This window comes from Paracoccus sp. (in: a-proteobacteria), from assembly GCF_030538495.1.
In the GTDB taxonomy this organism is placed as follows: Bacteria; Pseudomonadota; Alphaproteobacteria; order Rhodobacterales; family Rhodobacteraceae; genus Paracoccus.
Genome location: NZ_JAUNTW010000024.1, coordinates 1 through 6,090 on the forward strand (window position 1 = coordinate 1; position 6,090 = coordinate 6,090).

The window sequence follows — 6,090 nt, forward strand, 5'->3', positions numbered from 1 at the left end:
GACCCCCGGCGTGACAGGCCGGTACTCTAACCAACTGAGCTACAACCGCTCACCAGATCCCGGAATCGCCTCCGGGGTGAAGGGGGTTTACGCAGCATCCCCGCCCCCGTCAAGGGCAAAGCGCAGCCATTTTGCATAAATCCCACGAAAAAGGGGCGCCGCAGCGGGCGCCCCCTGAAAACCGGATGTCACCGATCAGTTATGGACATGGGTCATGTCGAATTCGGGCAGGTTTTCCAGTTCCTCGCGGGTGTAGTTCGTCACCAGATAGGTGTCGTCGCCCGCGCGGACGATGTGCAGCTCATCCGCGCCCAGCAGGACGGTGCGCGCGCCCAGACCCAGGAAGCCGCCGATATCTGCGGTGTAACCCACCAGATGCCCGTCATCGGTCATCACCAGATCCGACACATTAGCGATGTTTTCCCAATTGTCGGGGCGCACATCATGGGCCGTGTGGGCGGTGTTGTCCCATGCGGTCGTGCGCGGCTGGTTGGTGGTATAGATCGACCGGCTTTGCAGCCAGCTTGCCGTCACACCGGGGGTCGCGGCGCTGACCGTCGGGCGCTGATGGTCGGTGCCATGGGCCGCGGTCGTGGTGGTCGCCGTGGTGGCCGGAGCGGTCGCAGCCGGCGCACCTGCGGGCTGCGTCACAACCGCACCATCGGTTGCGGGGGCAGCAGGGGCGGTCGTTTGCGCAAAGGCCGGAGCGGTCAGAGCAAACACAGCGGCGGTCGTCATCATCAGGCGGTTCATGGGAATTTCTCCTGTTGGTGCCAATTATATCGTGGTTCGTCCACGTCGGCACATCAACGTCAGCGCCCCGTCACCGTTCCGTTAATCTTTGTCACATGCGATCACGGATAGCTGATCCGCCCGCCGCAGCATGGCCCCGGCACGCCGGTGGTCATCGGCCCCGACACGGGCAAGCCGCGCAACACACGGACGGCCAGCCACGCGAAGGCCTGCGCCTCGATCATGTCGCCGTTCAGGTGGATCGCCTCGACCGGATCAACGGCAGATGACAGGCGGGCGCGCAATGCGGCCATGATTGTGGCGTTGTGGCGTCCTCCGCCACAGACCAGCACCCGCGCGGGCGCATCGGGCAGCCAGTCAAACCCCGCCGCCACGGATTCGGCCACAGCCGCAACCAGCGTCGCCGCCGCATCCGCATCGGGCAGGTTTGCGACCGCCGCCGACAGCCCCGCCCAGTGGTCTCGGTCCAGAGATTTCGGCGGCTGCTTGGCGAAATAAGGGTTGCGCCGGAACGCAGCGATCACCCCCGGATCGGCGCGCCCCGCAGCGGCCACAGCCCCGCCGTCATCGCGCGCGACACCCCGCCGCGCCAGCATCAGGTCGTTGATCGGCGCATTGGCGGGACCGGTGTCAAAGGCGACGCAGGCCCCCGGCGCATCGGGGGCATCGGCGCGCGGGTCCACCCAGCTGATATTGCCCACCCCGCCCAGATTCAGAAACGCCACCGGCGCGCGGTCGATCAGCCCCTGTCCCGCCGCCCAATCTGCCAAGGCCCAATGGAAAAACGGGACCAAAGGCGCGCCTTGACCGCCACGGCGCACATCCTCGGATCGGAAATCCCAGATGACGGGGCGGGCCGTGGCGCGCGCCAAGGCCGCACCATCCCCCGCCTGATGCGTGCCGCGCCCGCCCGGATCATGGGCCAGCGTCTGCCCGTGAAAGCCGATCACCTGCGCATCGGGGAAATCGCGCGCCAGTGCCGCATGGGTTGCCAGCGTGACCGCCGCCGCATCCGCCACACGCGCCTCACCCGGCCACGCGCCCAAGGCCCCCCGCAGCGCCGCCACCTGCTGCGCGTCAAAGCCCAGAAACCCCGACGAGCCAAAGCCGCCGATCCGCACCCCGTCGGTGTCGATCAGCGCCGCATCCACCCCATCCAGCGACGTGCCGGACATCATCCCCAAAGCCCGGATCATCGCGCCTTTTCCTTTGTCCACAGGGGCGGTATATCGCGGGCAGCACAAAGGAAACAGCCATGACATTTGCCCCCAAATCCGACTTTCTGCGCATCATGACCGAACGCGGCTATATCGCGGACTGCACCGATTATCAGGGGCTGGATGACGCATTGGTTCAGGGTCCGGTCACGGCCTATATCGGGTATGACGCCACAGCGGCATCGCTGCATGTGGGGCATTTGCTGAACATCATGATGCTGCGGTGGTTTCAGAAAACCGGCAACCGCCCCATCACGCTGATGGGCGGCGGCACAACCAAAGTCGGCGACCCGTCATTCCGCAGCGATGAACGCCCGTTGCTGGATGACGCCGCGATTGCCGCCAATATTGACGGGATGCAGCAGGTCTTTGCGCGTTATCTGGACTATGGCCCGGATGGCGCGACGATGCTGAACAACGCCGAATGGCTGGACAGCCTGAACTATCTTGAGTTTCTGCGCGACATTGGCCGCCATTTCAGCGTCAACCGGATGCTGTCCTTTGAATCCGTGAAATCGCGTCTGGACCGGGAACAGTCGCTGTCGTTTCTGGAATTCAACTATATGATCCTGCAAGCCTATGATTTTCTGGAACTGAACCGCCGTTATGGCTGTCAGTTGCAGATGGGCGGGTCGGATCAATGGGGCAATATCGTCAACGGCATCGACCTGACGCGCCGGGTCGATGATACGGTGATCTGGGGGCTGACCTCGCCCTTGCTGACGACCAGCGACGGGCGGAAAATGGGCAAATCGGCGGGGGGGGCAACCTGGCTGAACCCGGCGATGCTGTCGCCTTATGATTTCTGGCAATTCTGGCGCAACACGACCGACGCGGATGTGGGCCGGTTCCTGAAGCTCTATACCGAATTGCCGGTCGATGAATGTGACCGTCTGGCCGCGCTGCAAGGGTCTGACATCAACATCGCGAAAATCCGGCTGGCGAACGAAGTCACCACCCTGCTGCACGGCGCGGACGCCGCCCGCAGCGCGGAAGAAACCGCCCGTCAGGTGTTTGAACAGGGCGGCGCGGGCGGCGATTTGCAGGTGGTGACGGTGGCGGCGGACGCCTTGCCCGTGGCCGTGGTGCAGTTGCTGACGCAAACCGGCATCACCGCATCGGGGAAAGAGGCCAAACGCCTGATCGCCGAAAACGGCTTGCGGCTGAACAATGATCTGGTCACCGACCCGCAAACCCCAATTGATGCGGGCGTGATTGGCGACGGGCTCAAGGTGTCGGTCGGCAAGAAAAAACACGTCATCGTGCAACTGGCCTGATTATTTAATCAGGCCCGACAGGGTGCGGAAGTGCGGATGCTGCGCGGTTTGCAGCCATTCGAACATCACCATTTCGGCGGTGACCAGTTCCGCCCCCCGCCCCGCCATCCGGCGCAGGGCGATGTCTTTGCTGACCGGCGCGCGCGACCCGACGCCATCGGCCACGACATAGACGCGGCGGTTCGCATCCAGCAGCTCCAGCACGGTTTGCAGCACGCACACATGCGATTCGCAGCCCGTAACGATCACCTGCGCATCCGCCGGGATCAGATCCAGAAACCCCGGCTGACCGCAGGCGCCAAAACTGGTCTTTTCAAACAGCGTGGCGCCGTCCGTGGGCAGATCGGGGATGGTGCGACCCAACCCCTTGGGGTATTGTTCGGTCACGACACAAGGGATTGACAAAATCCCCGCCGCCCGCATCAGCCGCGACGTGGCGTCAACCGCCCCTGCGCCGTCATGGATCGCGGGCATCAGCCGGGTTTGAAAATCAATCACCAACAGCAGCGATGTATCTGATTTAATCATGAATCCCCCCATTTGCCCCCGATTATGGGCGCAGGGCGGCGGGCGGTCCAGCGTTAACGTTTTGTTCACCGCTGGCGTGGTAGGGATGGCGCATGACACAGAATCGCCCCGATCACTTTGCCGAAATGCCGATGCCGCTGTTTCTGGCGGCGGCGGATGATGTGACCCCGCCGCGTGGCAAATCCGCGCCGTCCTATCTGGCCGATCACCGCGCGCGGCTGCGCGAACGGTTCATGACCGGGGGTGCGGCGGCCATGCCGGATTACGAAATGCTGGAACTGGTGCTGTTCCGCGCCATTCCGCGTCAGGATGTGAAACCGCTGGCGCGGCGGCTGATCGAAAGCTTTGGCGATTTCAACCGGGTGCTGACGGCTGCGCCCGCGCGGTTGCAGGCGATTGACGGCGTGGGTCCGGCGGTCATCACCGAATTGAAGATCGTGGCGGCGGCGGCCGAACGCATGGCGCGGGCGCGGGTGATGCACCGCCCCGTCCTGTCGGGCTGGCAGGCGCTGTTGGATTATTGCCACACGGTGATGGCGCATGGCGAAACCGAACAATTCCGCGTGCTGTTTCTGGACCGCAAAAACGTGCTGATCGCGGACGAAGAACAGGCGCGCGGCACCGTCGATCATGTCCCGGTCTATCCGCGCGAAATTGTGCGCCGGGCTTTGGAGCTGAACGCCTCGGCGCTGATTTTGGTGCATAATCACCCATCCGGCGACCCCACGCCGTCGGATTCGGACATCACCATGACCGCGCGCATCGCACAGGCGGGCGAATTTATGGGAATCACCCTGCACGATCACCTGATTATCGGCAAATCGCGCGAAATCAGCTTTCGGTCGCAGGGGCTGTTATAGGGACGATGTGTGCGCAAAACGCCCGCCCCACCCCGATTTACGCCCCGGATGCGGCATTATGCGCGTGCGGGCGGGGGCTTATGATCTGGACTGACGGGAAATTGAAGGCTAGAACCGCAACCGCGAAGGCTGCGTTCGGACGCGGCCCGGAATGTCGTATCGGCCAGATTTGGCCCGAAGTTGGAGTATGACCCGTGTCCCACGCAGATGACCACGTAGGCACCCGGAGGGATTTCCTCTATTATGCCACGGCGGGCGCAGGCACGGTGGCCGCAGGAGCCGCCGCCTGGACGCTTGTAAACCAGATGAACCCCTCTGCTGATGTGCAGGCGATGTCCTCGATTCAGGTGGACATCAGCGGCGTTGCCGAAGGCTCGCAGATCAGCGTGCTGTTTCTGGGCAAGCCCGTGTTCATCCGCCACCGCACGCAGCGCGAAATCGACGAAGCGCGCGCGGTTGACCTGAATTCGCTGCCCGACCGCGACGCCCGCAACCCCAATCTGGGTGGGCCGGAACCTGCGGATGACCAAAACCGCGCCCTGGACGCAGAGGGTAAATGGCTGGTTCAGATCGGCGTCTGCACCCATCTGGGCTGCGTGCCGATTGGCGACGGCGCCGGCGATTTCGACGGCTGGTTCTGCCCCTGTCACGGCAGCCACTATGACAGCTCAGGCCGCATCCGCCGCGGGCCTGCACCTGAAAACCTGCATATTCCGGTGGCCTCGTTCCTGAACGACACCACCATCCAGTTGGGCTGAGGAGGGAACCCATGGCCGGAATTCCACACGACCATTACCAGCCCAAAACGGGCATTGAACGTTGGCTGCACCGCCGTTTGCCGGTGGTTGGCCTGCTGTATGACACCCTGATGATCCCCACCCCGAAAAACCTGAACTGGTGGTGGATCTGGGGCATTGTGCTGGCCTTTTGTCTGGCGCTGCAAATCGTGACCGGCATCGTGCTGGTCATGCATTATACCCCGCATGTCGATCTGGCCTTTGCCAGCGTTGAACATATCATGCGCAACGTGAATGGCGGGCATATGCTGCGCTATCTGCATATGAACGGCGCGTCGCTGTTCTTTATGGCGGTTTATATCCACATCTTCCGCGGCCTCTATTACGGTTCGTATAAAGCCCCGCGCGAAGTGACCTGGATCGTCGGTATGCTGATTTACCTGCTGATGATGGCGACCGCGTTTATGGGCTATGTTCTGCCCTGGGGTCAGATGTCGTTCTGGGGTGCAACCGTGATCACGGGCCTGTTTGGCGCGATCCCCGGCGTGGGCGAATCGATTCAAACCTGGCTGCTGGGCGGGCCTGCGGTGGATAACGCCACGCTGAACCGCTTCTTCTCGCTGCATTATCTGCTGCCGTTTGTGATTGCCGCTTTGGTGATCGTCCATATCTGGGCCTTCCACACCACCGGCAACAACAACCCCACCGGGATCGAGGT

6 protein-coding genes and 1 pseudogene are annotated in these 6,090 nt (G+C 63.1%); 4 read left to right on the forward strand and 3 right to left on the reverse strand.

Going from position 1 to position 6,090, the window contains the following annotated elements; genetic code table 11:
- Positions 1-195 precede the first annotated feature (195 nt).
- Complete coding sequence (locus Q4G20_RS13540; protein WP_303343985.1) at positions 196-753, reverse strand: PRC-barrel domain-containing protein; 558 nt, start codon at positions 751-753, stop codon at positions 196-198.
- Positions 754-854: 101 nt separating this feature from the next.
- Positions 855-1,949: an anhydro-N-acetylmuramic acid kinase gene (locus Q4G20_RS13545; protein WP_303343986.1), complete on the reverse strand. Its 1,095-nt coding sequence runs from the start codon at positions 1,947-1,949 to the stop codon at positions 855-857.
- Between the two features lie 59 nt (positions 1,950-2,008).
- Here Q4G20_RS13545 and tyrS point away from each other — a divergent pair, with 59 nt between their 5' ends.
- Positions 2,009-3,247, forward strand: a complete 1,239-nt coding sequence (gene tyrS / locus Q4G20_RS13550) for a tyrosine--tRNA ligase (protein WP_303343987.1) — start codon at positions 2,009-2,011, stop codon at positions 3,245-3,247.
- On the opposite strand, the gene Q4G20_RS13555 is transcribed toward tyrS, so the two are convergent.
- On the reverse strand, positions 3,248-3,775 hold the full coding sequence (locus Q4G20_RS13555) for an isochorismatase family protein (protein WP_303343988.1): 528 nt from the start codon (positions 3,773-3,775) through the stop codon (positions 3,248-3,250). It abuts the gene before it with no gap.
- A gap of 131 nt (positions 3,776-3,906) precedes the next feature.
- Between Q4G20_RS13555 and radC the strand changes: the two genes are divergently transcribed.
- The 3 genes and pseudogenes from radC to petB form a co-directional block, all read left to right on the forward strand.
- Positions 3,907-4,635 carry a DNA repair protein RadC gene (radC, locus tag Q4G20_RS13560; protein WP_303343990.1) on the forward strand — a complete coding sequence of 243 codons (729 nt, stop codon included), beginning with the start codon at positions 3,907-3,909 and terminating at the stop codon, positions 4,633-4,635.
- Positions 4,636-4,829: 194 nt separating this feature from the next.
- Complete coding sequence (gene petA / locus Q4G20_RS13565; RefSeq protein ID WP_303343989.1) at positions 4,830-5,393, forward strand: ubiquinol-cytochrome c reductase iron-sulfur subunit; 564 nt, start codon at positions 4,830-4,832, stop codon at positions 5,391-5,393.
- Positions 5,394-5,404: 11 nt separating this feature from the next.
- A pseudogene (gene petB / locus Q4G20_RS13570) lies at positions 5,405-6,090 on the forward strand (cytochrome b); the annotation flags it as partial.

Bases quoted from the DNA above. Each gene is read 5' to 3' on its own strand.
- Q4G20_RS13540 (WP_303343985.1), bottom strand. From the start codon at position 753: ATGAACCGCCTGATGATGACGACCGCCGCTGTGTTTGCTCTGACCGCT.
- Q4G20_RS13545 (WP_303343986.1), bottom strand. From the start codon at position 1,949: ATGATCCGGGCTTTGGGGATGATGTCCGGCACGTCGCTGGATGGGGTG.
- tyrS (WP_303343987.1), top strand. From the start codon at position 2,009: ATGACATTTGCCCCCAAATCCGACTTTCTGCGCATCATGACCGAACGC.
- Q4G20_RS13555 (WP_303343988.1), bottom strand. From the start codon at position 3,775: ATGATTAAATCAGATACATCGCTGCTGTTGGTGATTGATTTTCAAACC.
- radC (WP_303343990.1), top strand. From the start codon at position 3,907: ATGCCGCTGTTTCTGGCGGCGGCGGATGATGTGACCCCGCCGCGTGGC.